The organism is Microbulbifer sp. ABF4_107, assembly GCF_056312215.1.
The window spans coordinates 71926-94882 of sequence record NZ_CM149983.1 but is presented as its reverse complement, the minus strand read 5'-3'; the positions used below and the strand labels follow the sequence as shown (position 1 = coordinate 94882).

Sequence of the window (22957 nt, the reverse complement as noted above, 5' to 3'; positions counted from 1 at the left end):
GATGAAAGAAGTAATTACCAACAAGCCCACAAGGCTGCTGAAAAAACTCGGGCTGGCTACCCTGCTGCCCACTTTGTTAGCGACCGCCATGCAACCGGCGCTTGCGAGCTCTGAGCGTCAATATCAAAGCCACCAGCTTCTCGATAACAAGCTGATCATCGAAACCAGCGACAGCCAGGTCACCCTGACGCCGCTCAATTCCGGCGCACTGGAAGTCCACTACCAGCGCGAGGGTATGAAGCAACTCCCCTCGTTTGCCCGTGCGGATCAATTACTGCGCGATGTGCAGGCGCAGCTGAGTGTGTCCCAGGAGGCACTGCGCTATTCCCTCGGCGGTCTGACCGCGGTGATTCACAAGTCACCCTTCCACATCGAATACCTGCGCGACGGCAAACCGCTGCTGAGCGAGGAGCACGGCTTTTTCGCACACCCAACACTGCGTGGCTTCCGCTTCAATCTTGCGGAAGATGAAAAGCTGATCGGCGGTGGCCAGCGGGTGCTGGGCATGGATCGCCGCGGTCACCGCATGCCGCTGTACAACAAGGCCCACTACGGTTACTCCACCGAATCCAACCAGATGTATTTCAGCCTGCCGGCGGTGATGAGCAGCAACAAATATGTGCTGCTGTTCGACAACAGCGCCACCGGCGCCATGGACCTGGGTGCCAGCGAAGAAAACGTCATGCAGTTCGAGGCAGTGGCCGGTCGCAGCGCCTACATCGTGGTTGCGGGGGAAACATACCCGCAGCTGATCGAAAACTATGTCGACGTCACCGGCCGCCAGCCGATGCCACCGCGGTGGGCGCTGGGCAACTTCGCCTCCCGCTTTGGTTACCGCACCGATGACCAGGTGCGCGAGACCGTCAAAGCCTTCCGCGAAGAGGACTTCCCCCTCGATGCATTGGTACTCGACCTCTACTGGTTCGGCCCGGATATCAAGGGCCATATGGGTAACCTGGATTGGGACACCAATGCCTTCCCCGCACCCGTGGAAATGATGGCGGAACTGAAAGACCAGGGAATCGAAACCATTCTGGTGACCGAACCGTTTGTACTTTCCACATCCAAGCGCTGGGATCAGGCCGTGGCCAGCAAGGCGCTGGCGAAAAACTTCGCCGGCAATCCCAAGCAGTTTGATTTTTACTTCGGCAACACCGGCCTGATTGATGTCTTTTCCGAAGACGGCCGCGACTGGTTCTGGAACATTTACAAAGACCTGAAAAGTCAGGGCGTCTCCGGCTGGTGGGGCGACCTGGGCGAACCGGAAGTGCACCCGTCCGACACGGTACACGCCATTGGCATGGCCGACGAAATCCATAACGCCTACGGCCACCGCTGGGCGCAAATGCTGTTTGAAAACGAAAAGGCAGACAGCCCGGATGAGCGCCCATTTATCATGATGCGCGCCGGCTTCCCCGGCTCCCAGCGCTTCGGCATGATTCCCTGGACCGGTGATGTATCGCGCGGTTGGGGCGGTCTGCAGCCACAGGTCGAGCTGTCACTGCAGATGGGCCTGCTCGGCTTTGGCTACACCCACTCGGATCTTGGTGGTTTTGCCGACGGCGACAGCTTTGAGCGCGAGCCCTATATCCGCTGGTTGCAGTACGGCGCCTTCCAGCCCGTCTACCGCCCCCATGCCCAGGGCCATATTGCCCCAGAGCCGGTATTCCACGACCGCAAAACCCGCGACATCACCCGCGAGTTCATCAAGCTTCGCTACCGCCTGCTGCCCTACAACTACACCCTGGCGTTTGAAAATAGCCAGACCGGCATGCCGCTGATGCGACCGCTGTTTTTTGAAAATGAAAGCGACCTCGCATTGATGGACAACAAAAGTGCCTACCTGTGGGGCAACGATTTCCTGGTTGCGCCGGTCATGGAAGCCAGTGATGAGGTAGAGGTGCAACTGCCCGGCGGAGTCTGGTTCGATTACTGGAATGACAACCAGTACGCGGGGGACCTCGCGCGCATCGCTGTAGACCTGGAAACCATCCCTGTCCTGGTGCGCGCCGGTGCGTTTATCCCCACCGTAAAAGACATGCAGAACACCCGTGAATATTCCAGCGCGGAGTTGCGCCTGGACTACTACGCCCACGATTCCGTAACCCGGTCCTCCGGCAGTGTCTACGAGGACGACGGCGTTACCGCCGATGCGTTCAGTAAAGGAGAGTACGAGAAACTGCTGTTTGCGAGCGAGCGCGACGACGCGGAGATTCAGTTCCAGTTTGATCGCGAAGGCAATGGTTATACCGGTGCACCCCAGGCACGCAACGTCGAGCTGGTACTGCACAATGTAGCGCAACCTGCATCCGTGCAGCAGGGTGGACAGGCGATCACACTGGTCGACAAGGAAAGTGCACTAGTCGAGAACACCGCCTGGTACGACAAGGGAGCGAAAACCCTACACGTGAAATTCAACTGGTCCGAGAAAAATCAGGCCCTTTCGGTAAACCTGTAATCCATACGTGAACAGAAAGATTATGAATAAATTTATCCAGCTACTTCTGGCAAGCGCCATTGCTACCGGCACCCTTACCGCCTGTAATCAGCAAACCGATAGCACTGCGGTAAACGCACCGCAGGAAGATGTTTCTGCCAGCGCAAGCAACGGCAAGCCGGTGATCTACCAGGTTCTGCCGCGCCTGTTTGGCAACACCAATGCCACCAACAAGCCCTGGGGCACCATTGAAGAAAACGGCGTAGGCAAGTTCAGTGATTTCACCCCCAAGGCATTGAAAGAAATCCGCGCGCTCGGTGCCGATTACATCTGGTACACCGGCTCCCTGCACCATGCGGTTGTGCGCGATTACACCGCTTTCGGCATTGCCAATGACGATCCGGATGTGATCAAGGGCCGCGCCGGTTCGCCCTATGCGGTAAAAGACTATTACAGCGTAAATCCGGACCTTGCCGACGATCCGGCCAAGCGACTGGAAGAATTCAAGGCGCTGATCGAACGTTCACACGATGCCGGTCTTAAGGTTCTGATCGATATCGTCCCCAATCACGTTGCGCGCAACTACCAGTCCCTGGACAAGCCCGAGGGTGTACGCGATTTCGGTGTGGATGACGACACCAGCGTGGCCTACGCCCGCGACAATAACTTCTACTACGTACCCGGCGAGCCCTTCCGGGTACCGCTGGCAGACGATGGTTACCAGCCTTTGAACGGCGAAGCCCACGAACTGATCGACGGTGAATTTGCCGAGGTTCCGGCCAAGTGGACCGGCAATGGCAGCCGCGCGCCGCAGCCGGCACAGGGCGACTGGTACGAGACGGTAAAAATCAATTTCGGCGTGCGCCCGGATGGCAGCCACGACTTCGCCGAACTGCCTGCAGATTTCGCACAGAAAGATTACCGCGCACACGCAGCCTTCTGGGCAGATAAAGACGTGCCCAGTAGCTGGAAAAAATTCCGTGAAATCACCGACTACTGGCTCGCCTTTGGTGTGGATGGCTTCCGTTACGATATGTCCGGCATGGTGCCGGTGGAGTTCTGGAGCTACCTGAACTCCTCCATCAAAATGCAGAAGGATGACGCCCTGCTGCTGGCGGAGATCTACCAGCCGGACCTGTACCGCGACTATATCCACCTCGGCAAAATGGACTACCTGTACGACAAGGTCGGCACCTACGATGCCATCCGCGCGGTGATGGAAGGCAAGGCCGGCACCGATCCGCTGGTAGACATCCAGGAAAGCCTCAGCGGTATCGAGGACCATATGCTGCGCTTTATGGAAAACCACGACGAGCAGCGTATCGCCAGCCCGGAATTTGCCGGCAACCCCAGGGCGGGCATCCCCGCCATGGTGGTTTCCTCTACCATCAGCGGCGCGCCGACTTTGCTCTACTTCGGCCAGGAACTGGGTGAACCCGGTGCTGGCGATGCGGGCTTTGGCAAGGCCAGCCGCACCACTATCTTCGACTACTGGTCTGTGCCCAGCATTCGCCGCTGGAATAACCAAGGCGCGTTCAACAGCGAAAAACTCAGCGAATCCGAACAATCCCTGCGGGATTTCTACGGTAAGCTGCTGACCTTCTCCCGCCAGAGTCCGGCGCTCACCGGAGAATACCTCGACCTGCACCGCTATAACCGGGAACAGGGTGACAACTACAGCGACAAGCACTACGCCTTCGCCCGCTGGGCGGGGGAGGATCGTCTGCTGGTGATCGCCAACTTCAGTAGCGACGACAGCGCTACCACCGTAAAGCTGCCGAAGGAGCTGGCGACCGCTTGGCAATTGGAAGCCGGTACGTACACCCTTACCAACCAGCTGACCGAAGGCACCGTAGAGATGGTTGTCGCCGATGACCTTTCCGCAAGCGTGTCCGTGAATGCCCCGCGGTTGTCTGGCCAGATCTTTAAAGTCACTCGCTGAGTTTTCCGCCTCCTCTCACAGGGGTGCGCTCGCGCCCCTGCCTCCCCCCTCCTCTTATCCACTATCTATAGGCGAAACCTTCCCGACCTGATACTGTCCTAGACTTCACAGTCAGTGGTTTACACTGAGTTTTGAAGCGCCAGCCTTGGTTTTACAATCGGGCACACGGGAATCAATGGGAGGATGTCGAGATGGGTGGCACGATCAAAGAGTGGCTGATCGCCCTGCTGGTGACAGCGGCGGTTGCCTTTGGTATCTACTGGTTTGCGGTGCGCGACGACATCACGCAGGACGTTCCCGAGCCGGTGCCCGAGGTCGCCCCCGAAACCCAGCCCAAGGTCGACCTCGACGAGCCCGAAGACGAGCCGGTCATTCCCCCAACGCCGGAACCCGCCGAGCCGGAAGACCCTCCACGCCAGCTGCCCGCCCTGAACGACAGCGATGATGAAGCCCGCAAGGACATCATAAGCCTCTCTTCCGACGGCGCCCTGGCCAAATGGATAGTGCCCGATGAAGTGGTGCGCAAATGGGTCGCGGCGGTGAACACTGCCACCAAGGGCGACCTGATGCACAAGAACCGCCCGTTCAATAACGTGGACGGCAAGCTCGCGGTCAAGGAACTGGAAATCAAAGACGACGGGCAGAAGGTGTATGTGCTGTCCCAAGAGAACTACCAGCGCTACGACCAGCCGGTGCGCCTGTTTGCCATGGTGGACACCGACACCGCTGTCGATCTCTACCAGTTCTGGTACCCGCGCCTGAAACAGGCCTACGGTGAGCTGGGCCTGAAGAACAAAAACTTCCACGCCGCCCTTCTCGCCGCCATCGACCAGGCCCTCGCCGCTCCCGAAATCGAAGGTCCGATCAAACTGGTCCGCCCCACGGTTTACTACAAGTTTGAAGACGAGAAACTGGAAAAAATGCCCGGCCTGCACAAACTGATGATCCGCATCGGCCCCGACAATGCCGCAAGAGTGAAAGAAAAACTGCGGGAGCTGAAAAGCGCGCTGCAGAGTATGCCTTCAGAGCAATAAGCCCTTCCTCAACAACAAAGCCCCGACGTCGGGGCTTTGTTTTATTCTACCGATAAGCCCAAGCCTCTAAACAACCCCGCCAGACCAGTGACTTTCCGGTAAGGAATTCACCCCCAAATAGCGCGCTACATCCCCGAACAATTGGTGGGTTCCGTAGATTCGCTGACCGTTGTTGACGCCATCGCCGCAGTTGATGATCCGGCCCATCTGCAGGGCGCCGCCGGCGCCTCCGGCTAGGGTGACTGCACCGGCTGCGCCGCCGTGTTTGGAGCCGTCGCCGACTTCGCTGAACATCACCACAAGGGTGTCATCCAACAGGCCTTTGTTTTCCAGTTGCTGCAGGGTGTAGGCGAGGAGTGAGTGGTACCAGCGCACCTGGGCGGTGTGGGGTACATCGCCGGGGCGGTGAGAGGCACTGTGGCTGGCAAATTCGTTATACCAGCGGGTCATGGAGCCGACAGGGCCGCTGCCGTTGCTGTGCTGAACACCCTGACTGATGGCGTCCTGGGCCATCTGCCAGCACTCATCGTAGGAATAATTGACCAGGTTGCCGTTCTCATCGCCCTTGGAGAGCTGGAGGGTGGCGACGCGGTTCAGGCCACAGGAAAAAGCGCCGACGATATTGTCCACTTGGGCGCGGGCCAGATGCGGGAACATCTGCCACTCGGTAGGGGACAGCGGGCTGGAGGATGCGTAATAGGGGTCGCTCATTACGTTGGTATTAAAACTGCATTCGCCCACCTGGTTGCCGGCCAGGTCCCGCAGTCGCTTCAGCGCGTTTTCATGCAGTGTGAGTTTATCCCGCTGTGCATTCTCCAGAGTGACATCAGCGAGGCTGTCGAAGTCCTCCAGGATAGCGTCGTAATAGGCCTGCTTGTCGGGATCGTTACCGCCACCACCGCCATCGGAAATCCCTACCGAAAGTTTTTGCGCGGCATCCGCCGGATCATTATTCGGAATCGGGCGTGCGCCGGACTCTACATTGCGCGGTTTGGAAATCATGATGTCGGAGCGATTGCCGGTGCGCACGCCGAGGCTCAGCACGCCTTCGCTACCCAACTGCTCGGCAATCAAATGGTCGATACTGGCACTGCCATAGCCGATCTGATTATTGCCGGTAAGAATTCCGCGCATATCGTTGTAGTGGGCACCGGCACCTTCACCAATATCCAGTGTGAGGTTCTGCAACACGATCAACCGATTGTGCCAGGACGACAAGGGCCCCAACCCGAAACTCAGCTCCTGGCTGCCACTGATGCTGCCCGGCCCCTGCTGCGGCACCCAGTTGTATGGAACTACACCATTGGGGTAGTACAGAAACAGCACCCGCTGCGCACTGCCACCCTGCGCAAGTACACGCTGGCCGAGCATGCTGCCCGCCAGCGGTAACAGCATGCCCGCCTGCGCCAGGTTGCGCAGGAATTTTCTGCGCGACTGGCGGCTGGATTCATTGACCGAGGTAAAACCAAATTGTTTGAAGAGTTTCATTATTGTTATCTCCTAGCGGCGCTGGGTGAAAGCGTCGGACAGAACCAGGGTCCGCAACATATCGCGCATGCCACCGCCATTGCGCAGGTCTTCACTGGTAGTGTGAATGATCACATCGTCACTGGCACCCTCTTCACGCCCAACCACATAGCGGTAGAACTGACGGGCAAAACACGCCTCGCCCTGGTCACTACCGGCAATCAGGCCCGCCAGTTCCGGCACTGAATAGAAGTCGTAGCTGGGGCTGGTCGGATCCATCACCGTCGCGGGGGTGTACAGACTCTTGATACTGCCGCTGTCGTCAATCTCGCGCTGCTCACCGGTACCGATGGTTTCGATGGTGCGATACAGGGCATCGCTGCCGAAGCGCTCGAAACCGAAGCCGACACCGTCAATAAACTGGTGACAGGCGGCGCAGGCAGGATCGGACGTGTGACGGGCAGTGGCTTCGCGGTTGCTGTCGGTATCTTCAAATACCACATTGAAGTCCGCGGCAGCCGGAGGCGGGAACTCCTGGCACATCAGCACTTCGCGCACGTATACGCCGCGCTTGATCGGCGCCGGGTTAACGGTGCTGGTACGGGAGGCGAGGAAGCTGCCGTGGCCGAGCAGACCGCTGCCGCTGCGGGGATCGCCCGCGGGGAAGGTGCGTATGGCCCAGTCGCCGCCGCTCGCATCCAGGCCGTAATGCGCGGCGAGATCGCCGTTGGCCCAGGTGTAGTTGGCAGAGAGCAATTCGCCGAAGGCAGAATTCGAGCGGATGTTCTCCAGTACAAAGCCGACGGTTTCTTCCTTGAACGCCGCCACCAGATTGGTATCGGTGATTGCCGGGAAGGGATACTGATTGTTGATCAGCCAGCCGCTGATAAAGCGGCGCAGACCGCGTTCTGCACGGGGGTCCGCCAGCAGGCGATCCACCTGCGCGGCAATATCGAAGCCCGCTTCGGTGGCGGCCAGCAGCAGCGTGTCATCCGGTGTGGTGGCCCAGAAGGTGTAGGACAGCAGGGTTGCCACTTCGTAATTATCGAGCCGGTAGAGGCCACTCTCGCTGTCCAGCACACCCAGCTCGGAACGATACATAAAGTGCGGTGACATCAGCATCGCCTGCAGTGCCAGGCGGCCATCATCGTCGCTTTGGTAAAGTCCTGCGTAGCGGGTAATTTCCGCACTCTGCAGCGGTCGGCGGAACAGGCGGAAGCCGAGGGTATCCACCACACACTGCACATCGCCACAACCGCTCACCAGGTTCATGAAACCGGCCTGCGCGATGGCGAGGTCCGCAACCTGCTCGGCCACCATTTCATACCCCAGGGTGCGGTCGTTGTCCGCGGAGAGGTAGGAAGCGGTGTCAAAATTGCGGTAGCGACCGTCGGCGGGTACCGGGCTCATCATCGAACTGTCGAAATCGATTGCGAAAATATCCCGCACGCTGTTGAGGTATTCCTCGCGGGTGAGCAGGCGCAGGTTGCGCTGATCCAGATTGCTGCCATCGCAGTCGCTGCCACTGCAGCTGCCACTGTCCCAGGCTTCGTCCACAATCAGTCTCGCCACTTCATAGGCACAGGCACCGGCCTCGTCGCCGGTACAACTGGCGGCGGCGTCCATGGGCATAAAGTCTTCGATATATTGCGTCAGCTCGCCCAACTGCCAGTTGGCGCCACTGCCGGCCAGCACCTGGGCAACCGCGCCCTGGCCCTGGTCACCGTGACAGCTTGCACACTGGGCCGCGTAAAAATTCTGCCCCGCCTCGTACTCGTTGGTTGCGCTGGGGAAGAGTGCCACCAGGGAAAGGTCGTGCTGTGGAATCAGCAGCTGCACCTGCGGCAGCGACGGGTCGCTGACGATATAGGGCGCCGCATCGCCGCTCCAACCGCCAAATACAGTGCCCAGTGGCGCATCGTCGGCGTTGACGCTGATCACGCTGCCGATGGCGTAATCGCGCCCGCCGTCCGCCGTGGTACCGCCGATCACGGAAACCCGCGATGTGTCGCCGCCAACAGGCCCTTCGGGCGTCCAGGGTTCCCAGGCGCCGCCGACAAAGCTCGAGGTCTCGTCGATATCACGCTGGTCTCCGGTCTGCTCACCGTTACCGTTGTTGAAGACCAGGTTAACCTGGCCATTGTGCAGATCTTCCTGCTCAACGGTGTGGGTCCACCAGCCTTCGGCATCAGGCCCGGACATCAACAGTCCCGGCCATTCGGTCAACGGTTGGTCCTGCCCATCGACGGTGGTCCACAGGTGTACCATCACCTGCTCCCAGTTGTTCGGGTTGTCGTAGCGCACGCGAATACCATCAAAGCCTTCTGCCAGTGTCAGCAGCTTCGTGAATTCACCCAGGGTCGCCCGCACTACGACTTCACCGGTTCCCGTGCGCGTCACCAGTCCACTTTGATCCACCGTGGCGGGGCCACTTTCGATCGACCAGCTGACCTGTCCGAAAATATTTTCCCGGGTGCCATCGGCACGAAGTCCCACCGCAACCAGCTGGCGGCTGCTTTCCAGAGACTGCCCCTGGGGCGCAATTTCCAGTCCGGTAATGGCGGTATCAATAGAGGTTACCGCGATGGTCAGCTGGCTGCTGAAACCGCCCTGCTGCACCGTGACAATGGCAGACCCGGTATTGCCGGCGCGCAGTACAAAGTCATCGTCACCCACCGACTCCACGGCGAGCACATTGCTATTACTGGTACTTACGCTCGGCGCATTGGGTACCGGCGCGGTAAATCCGTTGTCGTAGAGGGAGTAAACCTCCACGGCCAGCGCATCGCCGCCATTCAGGCGATCGCTGTCCGCATCCAGCTGAATCCCCACCTGCTGCAGGCCGGTACCATCGATCCATTGGCGAAACAGCGCTTCCGCCACCGGGTTCGTATAGCGAGTGCCTTTGGGCATGCGGTTGTTATCGGTGGTCTGGTAGATGTACACCAGACTGTTGGCGTGGTCGAACGGGCGCAAGCGGGCGGCGCCGCCGGTGGTTTCCACGTTCACGATACGCATGTCCGCGAGCGGGGTGTCGTAGCGCAGATCCATAAAGCCACTGGCATGACAGTGGGAACAGTTGGTTTCAAGATATGTGCGCGCGCGCTCATCGAGATCGGCACTGGTATCCGCTGCATTCACGAAGGCGTTGTGGCTATCGGCGCTGCCGATGTCTGCCGACAACAGCGCGATGGTGTTGAACACATCCAGCTGATTGGCCACCGAGGTTTCGGTCTCGCCGTACTGGAATTCCCGATTGAATTGACGGGTGTGCACCGCCAGGGGCTCGCGACTGCCACTTCCGATATGGCAGGATCCGCAGTCGGCGGCTGACTGCACGGCCCGCTGGCGGTTTTCAATGCCGCCGTCCATCACTGTGAGGGTTTCGGTTACAAGGTCAGCGTCGGTGCCGGCGCTGTTCCAGTAATAGTTAGCCGCCTGCCACTTACCGGTGTCCTGGCGGAACAGAACGGACGTGGTAAACGGTTGTTGCGGATTGTCCGCGGTGGCGACGCTCTGGTGTTTTACCAGCACGGTACCCACAGGCAGATCCCATTGACTGGTCTCAGTAAAGTCGATCTGCTGGTCGTTCGGCACCGCAATAAAATGCCGCAGTGCCGCACCGTCGAACCACCCTTCGGTATTCAGGGCATATTCGATAACGCCGCTTACCGGCTCCAGGGCTTCAAGATCTGCGAACAGGCCGGTCTCGGAGAGCTTCGCCGGGATGACCGCCGCTTCCGCATCGTCGTCCACGATTTTGTAAATAGTGGACTGGCCGCCGTACTCCACACCGTAGGTGGAAACCAGCAGCGTATCGCCACTCAGGTCGGTACCGAAGGAGGCGATATTCTCCGGGAAGGCATCGCTGATCAGTTCTTTGGCTTCGCCATCCACGATGGACCAGATGCGCTTGGTGACGTAATCGCCAAACACAAAGTTTCCGCTGAGACCCGGCAGAGCGTTGCCGCGATAGACCACACCGCCAATAATCGAGTAGCCGGTCGGGTGCGCGTAACCATCCCGCGGTGGCTCGAAATCGGTACTGCAGTTTTTACCGGGATCACCACCGAGATCACCGCGGTTGTTGGTGCCTTCACACACCGGCCAGCCGTAGTTTTTGCCTTTTTCGATCAGGTTTACTTCTTCAAATCCCGCCTGGCCGACTTCCGTCTCCCACAGGGTGTAGGGCGCTTCGGTATCGAAACTCCAGCGCCAGGGATTGCGGTGGCCGTAAGACCAGATTTCTTCGCGGAAACCCGGCACGCCCACAAAAGGATTGTCCGCGGGGATTTCGTAGTACTTGCCGTTAACCGCCTGTTCTAGAGGCTTGATGCGAATAAACGTACCCAGCAGGTTATCGGTTTCCTGGGCGCCGTTATTGGTCCGCGGATCTTCCGGATAGCTCATGGTGGCGCTGTGACCGTAGGCGCCGTCACCGATACTCAGGTACAGATAATTGTCTTCCGGGTGGAACTGCATCATGCCACCCTTGTGGTCCGGCCCGCGCTGGGGAACCCGCAGAATTTCCGTGCGTGAAGAAGCCAGCGCCTGAGACGGATCGTTGGGGTTGTCTAGGGTCCAGCGTTCGAGAATCGCGTCACCGTAACTGCCATCCGGTGCGCGCTCATTATCATCGGTACCGTGAATGTAATAGATGTAGATATGACCATTGCTGGCAAAGCCCGGGTCAAAGGCCATGCTCAGCAGTCCCTGTTCGTGGTAGTTCCGTACCTCGCCGTTGATATTCAACAGCTCGCGAATTTCACCGGGCGCCACATCTTCGCGATTGGGGAATGCGAAAATGGTGCCGGTTTTGTCCACCACATACAGCAGGTCATTGATGCCGTCCGGAATCACCATCACCGGAGACATAAACTGCCCCTGCAGGTTCGGGTAGGCCACCTCGAAGCGGTAGTTGCCTCCGGAGACATTGCCGCTGATCGGGAAGTTCAGCGGCTGCGCCAGCAACGGGCGGGTGCTCGGCGGCAGGTCATCGCTGGGCTCCTCATCCAAGCCACAGGCCGCCGCCGGCTGCCATTGGTTGCCGATATAACAGGGATCACCGCTGTATTGCAGATCCGCAGTCTGCGCACCGCCATTGTCATTGAAAATGACATTGAGCGAGTCCGGCATTTCACCGTTATTCAACTGCGCAGAGAAGTCGTAGCAGTAATGCTCACCGGATTCGCTCATCGCTGCGCCGGGCCAACCGGGCAGGTCATTCACGCTGCCGCCGGGCGCTGGATTCCAAAAATAGACATGCGGGCTCGCGTAATTCTGCGGGTTGTCAAAGCAGATACTGGTTGTCGTGCCGGCGGGTGGGGGCTCGGTGATTTCGCTTACGGTAATGGCCTTGCTGTCATCATCGAAAGTGATGCGATAGTGGCCATTGGCCACCTGGTAATCTGCCCCGGGATAGGCTTCATTCCAGTTCTGATAGTGGCTGATTTTGAAGCGCGGATTGGCGTCGTCGAAGGTTTGCTCGGTAACCCAGACACCTTCAGCGGTATCGTAGGTCATCGCAGTGGTACCCCAGTCGTTGGGGGTACCGCGGAACCAGGCTTCGGACCAGGTTTGCGCCGAGGCGCTCAAAGGGAGGAGCAGAATCAGCGCAGCAGCAAGGCGCAGGAATACAGCAGCAACGGAGTGTGGCACTCCGGTGTTCACAGGGGCAGAAATCATCGCTAACTCCGGGAATTATTTTTATCCGGAAAACCATCATATTATTTAAATACGTGGCCTTTATTATTTAATCGCCGACAACCTCTCAGCGCTATTCGTGTGCAAAAACACTTTGGCACAGCCTCAAGTTACGCCATTACACGGTGATTACCTCCCCCCTCCCCGGGGGCGTAGTACCGAAATGCGCCATCGCGGGTCACCCAAACACCAGCCAAAAAAAAGCCGGTATCAGTTTCCTGATACCGGCAAGCCTTTCGACGAGAAAGAGAAGTTCGGGTCCTACCTGACCCAGGGGGTGCCAGAATCCCCGCTATTGCGGGAACAACAAGGTGACTCACTGACGCTGCATCGACAAATACGCATTAGCGTGCGCTGACCTCTGTAGACGCCACAGGGCCCAGTAGAAGCGTGTCAAATTCGGTATCCAGCGTGATAGTGCCATTTTCGACGGTAGCTTCCACGCCGGAGTAGTAATCTTTGACCAGGGTACCGTCCACAAATACCGCACCGGTATCCACAGATTTTTTACCCACCGGCATATCCAGTGCGACCATGACACGGTCATCGTCCAGGGTGCGGGAGAAAATATACGGCGCTTCGCTCAGCTGCTTGTGCACACCGGCCCCCACCGCCAGATGAGACTGACGGAACTGGCCAAGCTTCTGCCAGTGATCCAGGATCTCGCTGGTTTGCGCCCGCTCAATACTGCTCCAGTCCATGGGTACACGCATGGAGGCATCGCCGTAGGCCTGTTCGTCAATCATCGGGCGGGCAATTTCGTCGCCGTAATAGATTTGCGCCGCACCGGGAGCCAGCATCAGTTTCAACGCTGCGCTTTTCACCTGCTTGCGCTCGCGGTCAAACGAGTGGTGATCGTCGTGAGAGCCAAGGTAGTTCAGTACTGATACGCCCTGCAGTTCGCCGCCATGCAGGATGCTGGAGTACTCACTGAAGATCGTTTCCATATCGTCGGCTGCGTGGGCGGCAAAGCCCATGTTGATCAGACTGTCGAAGCCGTAGTTGAAGAAATCCACCTTGCGGTCGCCAAAGTCATACAGGCGGCCGTCACTGCTGGCGAAGTCTTTAACTCCGTAGTGGTAAACCTCGCCCACCATAAAGAAGCTGCGGTCATCCAGCTTTTCCTGTGGGTTGTTCGCCTTCCACTCTTCCAGAGCGAGGCTGGCCTCTTTCTTCAACAGAGCCCAGATTTCCGGCTCGACGTGTTTTACGGTATCAACACGGAAGCCATCCACACCGTATTCACGTACCCAGTCGGTCAGCCATTTGACGATGTAGTATTTCGGTGCCCGCGGGTACCCGGTGCGCTCGAAGAAGGCGTCCAGCTCTGCCACTTCCTGGTCAAGGCGACCTTCGCGCTGCCACTTCTCAGTAAGCTGCGGCGGCAGTGCTACCGGCGTTTCGCTCTCGGTCAGAATATCCGGCAGGTTATCCGTGAGTGCGCACTGTACGTTCTGGGCAAAGCTGCTCCAGTCACACTGGGGATTGGTGCGCACCCAGTCCGACGGCCACAGGGGGTCTTTACTGGTCACCGGGCCGGTGTGATTGATGATGACATCCAGCAGAATGCGTACACCCTTACTGCGAGCAACCCGGATCAGTTCTGCCAGTTCTTCCTCGGTACCGAAGTTTTCATCCACGTTGGTCCAGTCTTTGGGCCAGTAACCGTGGAAGGCATAAGTGCGTTTGTCGCCCTCATCGAAGCCGTGCACATTCTCGATGACCGGCGACATCCAGATGGCATCCACACCCAGATTGGTGAAGTAACCCTCTTCCAGCTTCTGGATCACACCGCGCAGGTCGCCACCATGGAAACCACGCAGGTGGGCCGCGTCATTTTCACGGCCATAGGACAGATCATTTTCCGGGTTGCCGTTGTGAAAACGGTCCGGAAGCATGAAATAGATAGTGGCGTTATTCCAGAATGGGTCCGCGGCTGCCTGCTTCACCTCGGTCAGGGCGGGTGCAGACTGCGACGCCGAAGAAACCTTTGATTCAACAGCGGTATCGGCCGCCGGGTTGGCCCCGCCGTCCGAGCAGGCGGTAACTGTCAGGGCCGCAGCGGAAATCAGCGCGGCCAGTGCGTTCATTTTTCTCATTATCTTCTCTCCGTCGTTATCGAACGGTCATCACTGCAGCCTACTGTACCCGCCTCACCCCCGGTTTCATCCTCCCGGGGTGGGGCGTAGATGAAAAAAGCAGCGGCCGGTGATAGTCTTGACTACCCGTCCGCGGGGCCGCCCAGATGCCCTGATACCCCAATATCAGGGCGCCAATAACAATGGGGCGGAGCGTCTGCGTTGGAGAAGAATACCGATTGCGCAGAGAGAGAACTTAGGGAAACAGATTTCTAATTTGAAGGAGTGAACATGCAGGAAAAACCTGTCGTATTCGTAGTCGTAGACCCCAACGATGACCGCCATGTCGCCCTGGAGCGCGCCCTGGCCACCGCCCGCGAACGCAATCCGCAGCCCAAACTGGCGGTCTTCGTAGCCGTGGATGGCGAAGCTGTCGACACCCGTGCGGTGAACGACCACCTGTTCCGCGACGAATTCTGGTTCCGCGACCAGATTCGCAAGCCCATCGAAGAGGCGGGCGTGGAGTTCGAGATCAACGTCTGCTGGTCCAGTGACTGGCAAGGCGCGATCATTCAAGAGTCCAAGCGCTACAACGCAGAAATGATCTACCTGCCGGTACACGCCCGCACCAGCAGCCGACGCTTCACCTTCGCCGAATCCAAATGGCAGGTACTGAAGCACGCCAAGTGCCCGGTAGTACTGATCCGCCCGGGCGCCAAGGATCGCCGCAAAGTGGTTCTGGCCACCGTCAATTACCAGGCCCAGACCACCCAGCAGCGCCAGCTCAACCGCCAGATCACCGAGCGCTCCAGCTACATTGCCGAGGTGTACGGTGCCGAGCTGCACCTGGTGAATGCCTACCTGGACTCCATGCTCTACCCGGACCGCGGCGCCCTGGCCAAGCTGGCCGACAAAACTGGCGTACCCACCGACCGCATTCATGTGAAGCAGGGATATACCAATGAAGTGGTCGCGGAGATCGCCAAAGAAATCGACGCCGACCTGGTGGTGATGGGCACCCTGAACCAGTACGGCGAGACCGGCTCACTGCTGCGCGGCAATACCGCCGAGCGGGTGATTGGCTCTGTGGAAACGGATGTGATGGTGTGTAACGCGTTTACGACCACCGCGCACTGATTGCCTTCCCTTCTGGGCCCCGCGCTCGCGGGGCCTTGTATTTCCTCCTCCTCCCCAATCCAGGCTGACGCACCCTTTCTCCGAACATTGGATACTGTCACTCGCACCAGATCTCGAGAGACATAACAATGCACAAGAAACTCAGTTTGGCCACACCTCTGGTATTCGCAATTCTATCCTCGCTTGCCAGCGCATCTTCCGCTCCAACCGCTACAAAACCTGCGTCCACAGCACTACCCAATGTTCACGTCATGCCAGCCATCGAGATGAGCACGCTGCAGCGGGAACGCAACTACCGCGTTTACCTTCCAGAAGGCTACGAAGACTCCGGCAAGCGGTATCCGGTACTGTATATGCACGACGGGCAGAATCTGTTCGACAATGCCACCGCCTACTCGGGGGAGTGGGGTGTGGACGAGACCCTGAACCGACTGTCCGACCAATGCGGCCTGGATCTGATCGTGGTGGGTATCGACAACGGCGGCGAGCACCGCATGACCGAACTCAATCCCTACGACAACGAGCGCTTCGGCCACGGCGAAGGCAACGCCTATGTGGATTTCCTGGTAAAGGAGCTGAAGCCGCAAATAGATCGCGCATACCGCACACAGCCAGACCGAGAACAAACCGCCGTTATGGGCAGCTCCATGGGCGGACTGATTTCCAACCATGCCATCAATCGCTATCCGGATATCTTCGGCATGGCCGGCATCTTCTCCCCTTCCTACTGGATAGCGCCGGAAATGTTTGCCGCTACCGAGAAAAACCCGCGCCTGAAAGAGACTCGCACTTACCTGCTAACCGGTGAGCTGGAGGGCGAGGAAATGAGTGCCGGGCACCACAAAATGCAGGCGCTGCTAGAGAATAACGTTCCTGTTACTCAGTGGTATGCGGAGCTGGATCCGCGCGGGGAACACAATGAAGCGTTCTGGCGTGGTGAGTTTCCGCGCGCGGTAACCTGGCTGTTTGATGCGCAATGTGAAATCTAATACACCATACTCAATTCACCGTTACACATTCTTACTTCTACCAGTGACTTAAGACGAGCTGCAGTTAAAACAACTGCCGGACTTCCGGCGTTTTGCATCAATTCAACTGATTTGCCAGTTGATCGATCTGCTCCCGGTGGGACCTGAAGTTCAATCCACATCGTCTGATGAAATTCTGAATTTCATCCAGTTTGTATTTGTGTGCCAGCGCATTGCCCGGCTTCAATTGATGCTGCTCGGGGTAGAGGCCATAGCCTGCCAGCAGGCAGTTCCAGGATATCGACGGGTAGTAGCGGTCGATATCCTGACGGTCCAACTCGTCGGAAACATTTTTTCCCCTCACCCATGCCTCGAGTACCGAACGCAGTGAAGACGAGAGGTGCTCGTTGCGTCCGTTCTCGATCCAGTAGTCGGTATCATTGCGCGAGCTGACGCGGTAGTGCGCCACGATATAGTTTCTTACTGCCTCAAACCTGTCATTGATACTCTTATTGAAGGCACCGCGATTTCTGTCGGTGAAATCGCCCTTTTCAAATGCCTCGATAAACCCTTCCACTGTTTCCTGAACCAGGTGCAAAGCTGTCGCTTCAAGCGGCTCGATAAAGCCTTGTGAGAGGCCAACGGCCACACAGTTTTTCATCCAGTGCTGCTCGAGCCGGCCCACTTTCATTTTCAGATGTCGAACTGCCACATCGCTATCCAGCAGCCCCAGGTGCTGTCTAAATTCCGTTTCCGCCTGGTCCGGAGTACAGAAGTTACTACTGAAGACATAGCCGTTGCCAATGCGGCTGGTCAGTGGAATCTTCCACACCCAGCCGTATTTGAGCGCAGTGGAGATTGTCTGAGATTCGAGCTCATGCGACCCTGGAGTCTGCACCACAACCGCAGAGTCGTTGAACAGGTTTTTTCCGAAGCTTACAAAATCAGATTTCAGCGCCTGCTGAATCAGCAAGCCACGGAATCCCGAACAGTCCACAAAGAGACTTCCGGAAATTTCTTGCCCGTCATCGGTCACCACACTGGCAATATCTCCACTGGAATTTAATCGCACATCATTGATCGTAGCCTGGACATGCTTCACGCCCTGTTCGCGCGCAAACTGCGCGAGATACTGCCCCAACAATGTCGAATCAAAGTGATAGCCGTAATTGATTTCAAACGGAAAGTTTTCCGACGCTATCGGTGACTTTTTTTGTGCAGCCAGATACGTTGCGAGAAAAAAGTGATCGGGGTGCCCCTCTACATCTACACCCTGGCGGCGGACATAACTATTGTGAAAGAACGCGGGGGCTGTGTAGTCATCGGGCTGTGCGGGGAAGGGGTGAAAATAGCTGGTATAGCCCGGCCGTACAGACCAGTCTTTGAACGTAATCCCGAGCTTGTACGTAGCATTACAGGCCGGCATCCACTGTTGCTCAGTGATTCCCAAGGAATCCATAAAGCCTTTGAGCTGCGGTGTAGATCCTTCGCCAACACCAATAATGCCGATCTGTGGTGATTCAATCAGCGTGATTTCAAAGCCTTTCTTAATCCAGCTCTTTGCCATTAGGTTGGCGGCCATCCACCCTGCCGTGCCTCCACCGACAATGACAATTTTTTTCGCGGGAACACTTCCCGGCTTCTGATTCTGTCCAATCATGTTGAAACCACAATTCTTAATGCAAAAAAGCCGCCTGTCGAGTTACCCCGGCAGGCGGCCTGTGTCACTGCAAAGCAGTCATGGGACTATCTGGAGTTCCTAAATCAGAACTGATAGCTCACACCCATGAAGTACTGACGACCGTACTCGGCGTACTCCGCAACCGCGCTCGGTGTACCGTAGGTGGCGACATTTGGCTCATTGGTCAGGTTATTGACCTGGAACAGTACGTCTACACCATTGTCGAAGGAGTACGAAGACTGCCAGTCGACGGTGGTGTACGCATCGGCCATCGTCAGGCTGGAACCGCCCGGAGCCACACCGGAAAACGCGTACTCATCACGGTAACGAGCATTCACGTTAGTACTGAAGTTACCGATATCCCAGAATACACTGGTGCTCCACACATTCTTAGACAGACCGGGCAGCGGCAGCAACTGATCCGGGAAGTTACCACCGCCATCTACTGCGGTCTCACTCTCAGTGTAGGAGTAACTGCTGGTCATACCCAGGCCGGAGAAAATACCAGGCAACTGGTCAAAGGTATCGGTGTAGGCAAGTTCAATACCGCGGACGTAACCACCCATATCGTTGTTGCGTACAGTCTGGTATTGGCCTTCAACCAGGCCGGCTGGCGCTTCCAGGCCAATTTCGGACCAGGCGATATCGCCTTCGAAGAAGGTAACTGTTTCGATCAGGGACTCGATATCTTTGTAGAACACAGCTGCAGTTACCGCGCCGCCATCTTCGAAGTAGTGCTCGTAAGAGATATCCAGCTGATTCGCGCGGAACGGATCGAGGTTCGGATTACCTTTTGACCACACGTTGTAGCGAGGGCTTACGCCGTCATTGGCAGTATCGATCCAGGAACCTGCACCACCGCGCAGCTGGAATACCGGAGGACGGCCCATCACTTTCGCCGCGGAGAAGCGCACCTGGTCCTGCTCGGTGATGTGGAAGCTCAGGTTCAGGGACGGCAGTACGTCGGTGTACTCGGGTCCGTACTCAACATGAGCGTAGTCGTAACGCGCCACGCCGTTGTCGTCGATGATTTCATCACCTTCACCGTCACGCACCTGCTGGATACCGATGGACTTGGTATCGGTTTCAACGACACGCACGCCTGCGTTACCGGTAACCGGAATACCAAACATTTCGGTATCCAGGTTCGCCATGAAGTAGTACGCGGTGACTTCTTCTTTCAGCTCGCCACTTTCAATCAGGGTCCAGTTGTGATCCCAGGTTTGCTGAGCGTCATAGTTGCCCGGGCCAAACACCGCATTGGCGATACCTTCCAGGTCCAGCGTCAGATAGTTCGGGTAGCCGGACATGGAGCCGCCGAAGGACTCGACATTTACGAAGCCATCCAGATCCATTGGCATACAGGCGACGTCACTTCGGTTGAACTCACAACCTTCGTTCAGTACGACATTGCCATCGGTGTCGACAAAGCCATTCTGACCTTCGCGGCGGCCCCAACGGAAGGTACCGCGCTCATCGCCAAATACGCGCTCGCTCCAGCGAACGCCAGCCTCGAAAGAGGCAACTACCGGCATATCAACATCGTATTTGAAGTCGAATTTTACGCTGTCCAGCTCATCGGTGTATTCGTGTGGGAACTGCTCCCAGATTCCCAGGCGCATATGGCTGAGGTCGGTATAATCGGTATTGAACGCGACGGAAGGCATTTTGCCGTTCTTCAGCTGGAACGCTACGCTCTGATCACCCAACTCTTGCCAGGACTGCAGATTACCGTCGGCATCATACGTCAGGTCGTAGGCGTGCATGCTGGCGATTCGGTCAAGGCGAGTCTTTTCACCGCTGCTGTGAGCGATATCCATTTTCGCATTGAAGTTATCGGTGATCTGCCAGTCGAATTCGAAGCCGAAGCTTTCAGTCACAGATTCGGTAGACTGGTCTTCCTGGCGAACTTCGATCCAAGGACCATTCAGAGTGGTCAAAGTGACATCGCCGCCGGTCAGGATACCGTCTTCAACTACCGGGTTTTGAATATCGTAGGTACCCGCATCGCGCTGCAGGCCTTCAAGATAGAAACCGCTGCGGGTGTCAACGGAGCTGAAATCAGAGCGGAAGTAATCAAACTGGGCGCTGATAGCGTCGCTTGGCTGCCAGACAACAGAAGCCAGATAGCCCTGACGCTCGTCCTCGCCATTTTCCGCGCGCAGCTGGAAGCCCTTAATGATGCGATCTTCGCTACCATCGCCATCAAAATCACGGGTACCTTCGACGAAGGAGTTCATGTGCTCAGCGTTATTTGGCTGGGACAAATCAGCGTAACCAACGGCTACACCCAGGGTGTCATCCAGGAACTTGCCCTGGTAAGAGAAGCTAACACGCTGGCCAGCTTCGTCAGCACCAACGTTCTCCGCGGCGTCGTTAAAGGAGTAACGCACATTGGCATTGAAGTTGTGCTGCTTTTCCGCTTCTAGCGGGTTAGCGGTCTTCATTTCCACAGTACCGGCTACACCGCCCTCGATCAGCGATGCTTTCGGAGACTTGTAAACGGCGGCCTGGGTAATCAGCTCGGAGGGGTACTGGTCAAATGCAATCCAGCGGCTGCCGGCGGTGTAGCCACTGGTGCTCGCCTGCTCACGGCCATTCAGGCTAGTCTGAACGAAGTCACCATTCATGCCACGGATGTTCAACTGGGAAGACTGCCCAGAATCACGCACAGTGGTCACACCGGGCAGGCGGCCAAGCGCGTCGGCAATAGAAACGTCCGGCAGGGAAGCCAGGTCACCCGCGTCGATCACTTCTGCTACTACATCGGAATCCCGCTTGGCGGATACGGAATCGAGAACACTGGAACGAATGCCAGTGACTACTACTTCTTCAAGTGCCTCATCCTGTTCCTGTGCAAAGGAACCCATGGAGGCGGTCGCAGCGGCGGCAATGGCTGCAGACAGCAGTGCCGGCCGGAATCGTTTGTTAGTCAGACTCATCATCTTCTCCCTTGGACTTATCGTTATGGTGAGTAATGCCATCCTAGGCTTACCCGAAGTCCTTATCCTCCACCCCCAAGGGGGGAGGAGGGGGGAGAAGTTGGGGCCGGCGGAGGAGTAGAGGGATAGGAGGGCCGGCCCAGGTCACCATCAGGTGAAAGATTATACGGGCTGAGCAAAGTTTGTTCAGCCCTAATTGATGCGGGAATAAGAGAAAACCCGGCGGTCAGCGCTCCAGCCAGGCCGCAGCGCCGACCAGCGCGGGGTAACCGGCCTTCAATACCTCAACACGCACCCCCTGTAACCAGTCTCCGAGGCGGCCTTTGGTAGTGAAGCGCTGCTCAAATTCACTTTCCGGCAGCAGGGACTCGATCCTTGGCAGCACGCCACCGCCAAGGAAGACGCCACCGCGGGCCACATAGTAGAGGGCCGCGTCTCCTGCGGCGCTGCCAAGGAAATTGAGGAAGTCGACCAGAGTTTCCCGACACAGAGGGTCGGAACCGTCCAGGCCGCGGCCGCTCACGTCCGGCGGGGTTAACTCTTCGGCCTGGCGGCCGTGCAGGGCGGCGACCGCGCGGTAAAGATTCACCAGGCCGCCACCACTGAGCACATACTCGTTGTACACCGGCATCTGATCCCGGGCCAGGATGCGCAACAACTCCAGCTCGCGCTCGCTGCCCGCAGACAGGTTGGCATGGCCACCTTCCCCAGGAACCACGCGGTACTTACCCGCCTCGCTCACCAGCGCCGCCACTCCGAGGCCGGTACCAGGGCCGACGACCACCATAGGTCCGCCCGCCTGTGCCGGCACATCTCGCAGGGCCCACTTGTCTTCTTCCTGCAGGCGCGGCAGGGACAGCGCCAGCGCGGCGAAATCATTCACCACCAGAGCGCGATCAAGGGAGAAGCGCTTGCACAGCTCCTCCGCGCGAATGTCCCAGCCCAGATTGGTCATGGTTACGCGACCGCCTTCGGGGGTCTTTTCCACCGGCCCCGCCACAGCGACGCATGCTTCGCTGGGGCGCGCCTGGTCCAGCCCTTCGAGCCACTCCCCCATCGCGCTATAGAAGTCGTCAAATTTGGCACAGTTCACCACATGAATGGCTTCCAGCCGGTAACCGCCCTGATGCGGGTGGGCGATGGCGAAGCGGGCATTGGTGCCGCCGATGTCCGCAACGATTCTGGTCATGAGGCTTTCCTTTAATAGATTCCTTGATTGGGCAGGACTTACCGCCCCAAAAATGGCGCTATAAGGTAATGATTTGCCGGCAAAAACTCCAGCCCTCGATAGCGTAGTAGAGACAAATATGAGGGGATGAGGCGCCAGCGGGATCATGCAGCCCCTGGGCATGGCGTTCGGGCAGATCTGGGGGAAAAAGCCCGGCAGGTAAATCCTGCCGGCCCTACCAATGTCGGAAGGTCGACGAGAAACGTCCCTTCAACGGGAAAAGAGAGATGATTCGAGCCCGAGGCTGGCGTTCCGCCTGCGACACCGACGGCCTGTGGCGTCACACCGATAGAGGACGGCAACAAAGGACGGCAACCGGGAACCCGATAGATTGAGTGTG

Annotated in this window: 11 protein-coding genes; 5 read left to right on the top strand and 6 right to left on the bottom strand. The window is 57.8% G+C overall.

Annotated elements, in window-relative coordinates; translation table 11 throughout:
* Position 1 precedes the first annotated feature (1 nt).
* The 3 genes from ACYX4K_RS00280 (at position 2) to ACYX4K_RS00270 (ending at position 5413) form a co-directional block, all read left to right on the top strand.
* On the top strand, positions 2–2458 hold the full coding sequence (locus ACYX4K_RS00280) for a glycoside hydrolase family 31 protein (RefSeq protein ID WP_475090805.1): 2457 nt from the start codon (positions 2–4) through the stop codon (positions 2456–2458).
* A gap of 22 nt (positions 2459–2480) precedes the next feature.
* A complete protein-coding gene (locus ACYX4K_RS00275) occupies positions 2481–4379 on the top strand; it encodes an alpha-amylase family glycosyl hydrolase (RefSeq protein ID WP_475090807.1) in 1899 nt (632 codons plus the stop codon).
* Between the two features lie 191 nt (positions 4380–4570).
* Positions 4571–5413: a DUF3014 domain-containing protein gene (locus ACYX4K_RS00270; RefSeq protein WP_475090808.1), complete on the top strand. Its 843-nt coding sequence runs from the start codon at positions 4571–4573 to the stop codon at positions 5411–5413.
* A gap of 66 nt (positions 5414–5479) precedes the next feature.
* Here the strand turns inward: ACYX4K_RS00270 and ACYX4K_RS00265 are convergent, their stop codons facing one another.
* From ACYX4K_RS00265 to ACYX4K_RS00255, 3 genes are all read right to left on the bottom strand, one after another.
* Positions 5480–6901: a DUF1552 domain-containing protein gene (locus ACYX4K_RS00265; protein ID WP_475090810.1), complete on the bottom strand. Its 1422-nt coding sequence runs from the start codon at positions 6899–6901 to the stop codon at positions 5480–5482.
* A gap of 12 nt (positions 6902–6913) precedes the next feature.
* Entirely contained in the window at positions 6914–12565 is a 5652-nt protein-coding gene (locus tag ACYX4K_RS00260) for a PQQ-dependent sugar dehydrogenase (protein ID WP_475090811.1), read from the bottom strand.
* A 362-nt stretch (positions 12566–12927) separates the two neighbouring features.
* Positions 12928–14682: an alpha-amylase family glycosyl hydrolase gene (locus ACYX4K_RS00255; protein ID WP_475090812.1), complete on the bottom strand. Its 1755-nt coding sequence runs from the start codon at positions 14680–14682 to the stop codon at positions 12928–12930.
* A 270-nt stretch (positions 14683–14952) separates the two neighbouring features.
* Between ACYX4K_RS00255 and ACYX4K_RS00250 the strand changes: the two genes are divergently transcribed.
* On the top strand, positions 14953–15798 hold the full coding sequence (locus tag ACYX4K_RS00250; RefSeq protein ID WP_475090814.1) for a universal stress protein: 846 nt from the start codon (positions 14953–14955) through the stop codon (positions 15796–15798).
* A 251-nt stretch (positions 15799–16049) separates the two neighbouring features.
* The gene (locus ACYX4K_RS00245; protein WP_475090815.1) at positions 16050–16787 is read left to right on the top strand and encodes an alpha/beta hydrolase; all 738 of its coding nucleotides are present in this window, start codon (positions 16050–16052) and stop codon (positions 16785–16787) included.
* A 97-nt stretch (positions 16788–16884) separates the two neighbouring features.
* Here the strand turns inward: ACYX4K_RS00245 and ACYX4K_RS00240 are convergent, their stop codons facing one another.
* From ACYX4K_RS00240 to glk, 3 genes are all read right to left on the bottom strand, one after another.
* Positions 16885–18426: a tryptophan halogenase family protein gene (locus tag ACYX4K_RS00240; RefSeq protein ID WP_475090816.1), complete on the bottom strand. Its 1542-nt coding sequence runs from the start codon at positions 18424–18426 to the stop codon at positions 16885–16887.
* Positions 18427–18530: 104 nt separating this feature from the next.
* Entirely contained in the window at positions 18531–21389 is a 2859-nt protein-coding gene (locus ACYX4K_RS00235) for a TonB-dependent receptor (RefSeq protein ID WP_475090818.1), read from the bottom strand.
* 226 nt (positions 21390–21615) lie between these two features.
* Entirely contained in the window at positions 21616–22578 is a 963-nt protein-coding gene (gene glk, locus ACYX4K_RS00230; protein WP_475090819.1) for a glucokinase, read from the bottom strand.
* Positions 22579–22957: the final 379 nt, after the last annotated feature.